At 72.6% G+C, this 2,011-nt stretch carries 3 protein-coding genes and 1 pseudogene; all 4 read right to left on the reverse strand.

Going from position 1 to position 2,011, the window contains the following annotated elements; translation table 11 throughout:
- Positions 1 to 505, reverse strand: a pseudogene (locus tag C1I97_RS42585) (hypothetical protein); the annotation flags it as partial.
- 333 nt (positions 506 to 838) lie between these two features.
- Positions 839 to 1,060 carry a hypothetical protein gene (locus tag C1I97_RS42590; RefSeq protein ID WP_309147856.1) on the reverse strand — a complete coding sequence of 74 codons (222 nt, stop codon included), beginning with the start codon at positions 1,058 to 1,060 and terminating at the stop codon, positions 839 to 841.
- Between the two features lie 88 nt (positions 1,061 to 1,148).
- A complete protein-coding gene (locus C1I97_RS36090) occupies positions 1,149 to 1,493 on the reverse strand; it encodes a hypothetical protein (RefSeq protein ID WP_111007139.1) in 345 nt (114 codons plus the stop codon).
- A partial coding sequence (locus C1I97_RS36095) for a hypothetical protein (RefSeq protein ID WP_309147857.1) occupies positions 1,490 to 2,011 on the reverse strand: 522 nt, incomplete at its 5' end. The genes C1I97_RS36090 and C1I97_RS36095, both read right to left, overlap by 4 nt.

The following is a 2,011-nucleotide window of genomic DNA, read 5'->3' on the forward strand; positions in this document are numbered from 1 at the left end:
GGGCCGTGGTGTCCAGGGCGGGACGCGTGCGGAGGCGCGGCGGCTGCGGCGTGCGGTGGGGCGGGAGGACGGCGACGGTCGCGCCGAGATCCTCGGCCGCCTCCTGGACCTCGCTGGTGAGGAAGACGAGTTGGCGGCTGAGTGCCTTGATCCGGGCGCCGATCTGTCGTCCCTGCACGGTTTCCAGGGTGTGGGAGAACTCGGCCGCGGCGTCGAGGAGGTGCTGCAGCCGGACCATGGGGCCGGCGTCGAAGCCCTGTTGCGCGGCACTGAGCAGGGCTTCGGAGACGTCGCCGGCCGATCGGCTCTCGGTGATGTCCTGGAGCATTTCCTGCAGGGGCCGCTCGGGTGCGGGCTCTGGCCGGTTGAACCGTGAGGCAGCGTCCGGTCGCAGGACTCCGGGCGGGACCGGTCGCGGCAGCGCCTGCCCGGCCGCGTACTTGTGGGCGTAGTGCCCGATGACTTCCCAGTCCGGCGTGTCCGGGTCTCCGGTGAGGGCGATCACGGTCGAGGCGTCGTCCTCGATGAGGTAGGCGAGGGTGAGGCGACGGCCGTCGGCGGCGAACCAGGACTCGATCAGGTCCAGCTCCCCGCGTCGCTGTGCGGCTTGGGCGAGCTGAGTCCACTTCCGCCGCTCCTCGCCGGTCAGTTCGGTGGCGGGCTGGTGGTGCTGGTCGGCCAGGTCGGCTGCGATGGAGCCGTAATCCGCCCAGGCGGCGAGGTGGGGCCAGACTGCGGAGTGCTGCTCGCGTTCGGCGGCCGAGCCGGGCGCGGCGGGACCGTCGAGGACACGGGCAATCTCAGCATGGGAGGCGCCCAGGGCGGCGAGCAGGTCCCGTCAGGCGTTGGTGTGCCGCGCGAAGGGCAGCTTGTCGAGGGCGGTGCGGGCCGCGTCCAGCAGTTGGTCGGCGTGCTGTGCGAGGTATGCCGCGTACGTTTCCAAGGCTGCGGTGTCGCGGCGGGCACGTGCGGCTGCTGCGGCGTGGCGGTGGACGGTCCGCCCATAGCGGTCACGGACCGCGTCGAGCGTGACCTCGGTCTGCCGGTCGACGACCGCCATTCGCAATTGGAAGTCACGTGCACGGGTGGCGAGTTGTGTGGTGTCCGGTGTGGAGGTGTCCGGGATCGGGGCCTCCGGGTGGTCGGCGTCAGCGGCGCGGCCGTCGCCCGGGCGGGGCGTGCGCGGTCATGGCCGGCGAGCGGGCCGGTGCGCGGGGCGTCGATGATTCGGGAGCCCCAGGGCGCAGGTCGGGGGCGAGATGTACGGGGTAGCGGGCGGCGGTGAGCATCTCCGCGGCCCAGGTCGCGCGCTGGTTCTCCCAGTCGCGTCCCATGTCGAAGGGGAGCCGGATCCAGTGGCCGCGCAGGGCTGGCTCGAAGAGGAATCCGGCGTGGCGCAGGATGCCCGCGGCGAGGGAGTCGAAGCGGCCTTCGACTTCGACTTCGCCCCCTGGCCCGCGGCTGATGCGGATCGGCTCGGTGTCGAGGGTCACCGGGACCGTCCGATGGCGGAAGCGGTCAGGTGAACGGTCGATGCGTTGGGTTTCGATGGGACGGGACGTGCGGACGGGGGTGAGGTGCTCGGTGCCGGCCCGCGCTGCGGGGAGAGAGATGCGGCGGCCCGCGCGATGCGGCTACGGCGTTCGGCCAGCCCGTTCGGGCGAGCCGGCCTGGGCGGTGCGGCCGTCTGCGCGGGGTCGAGACCCACATCGGCGTGCACGGCGTATCCCTGACGACGCAGGTCCTGCACGGCCTGCCGGGTGCGGCGTGGCCCGTCCCGCTCGGGGTCGGTGAGCCGGAAGAGGCCCGGCTTGCCGGGTACGGGCTCGAACTGCTCCCGCACCAGGAACCAGTGGGCCAGGCGGGCGGGTATCGAGGAGGTGGCGGAGGCGACGAAGCCGTGGTCTTTGTGGGTGCCGAAGACGAAGTGCGTGCCAGGATCCAAGGAGGAGATCTCCTTCCGGTGGAAAGTGGGATGGGTCAGCGGCGGGGCGCGTGTGGGCCACGGGGG

This window comes from Streptomyces sp. NTH33, assembly GCF_003236365.1.
Classification (GTDB): domain Bacteria; phylum Actinomycetota; class Actinomycetes; order Streptomycetales; family Streptomycetaceae; genus Streptomyces.

Excerpts from the sequence above, each read along its gene's own strand:
- C1I97_RS42590 (WP_309147856.1), bottom strand. The coding sequence starts at position 1,060 with ATGGCGGTCGTCGACCGGCAGACCGAGGTCACGCTCGACGCGGTCCGT.